The sequence below is a fragment of the Rhodococcus sp. HM1 genome, from assembly GCF_023218075.1.
In the GTDB taxonomy this organism is placed as follows: domain Bacteria; phylum Actinomycetota; class Actinomycetes; order Mycobacteriales; family Mycobacteriaceae; genus Rhodococcus.
Genome location: NZ_JALPTB010000242.1, coordinates 1 through 312, shown reverse-complemented (window position 1 = coordinate 312; position 312 = coordinate 1). Strand labels below are relative to the sequence as shown.

At 70.2% G+C, this 312-nt stretch carries 1 pseudogene; it reads left to right on the top strand.

The features are described from left to right. A pseudogene (locus tag M1M07_RS32610) lies at positions 1 to 312 on the top strand (transposase); the annotation flags it as partial.

Sequence of the window (312 nt, the reverse complement as noted above, 5' to 3'; positions counted from 1 at the left end):
GTGACCTCGCGGCGGGCACGGTCGCGGTGGGGGTGGATTGGTCACCGGCCACCCTCGGCGCCGCGGCGATTGTCGCGGAACGCCCGGATGGGTTGGTGTCGGATTTTCGGGGCTTCACCTACGACGATCGCGGACTCGGCATCACACTGGCCCGCCTCCAGACGGAAGGCCAGTTCCTGCACCGTAAGGCCGCCCGGCTGCGCCGGCTCGCCGAGACCGCACCGCCCCGGGTGCGGGCGGAGCTGGAGGCGAAAATCGCGGTCCTCGAGGACCATCGCACCGCGATCGGTGTCAAACGCGGGAAGATCAACC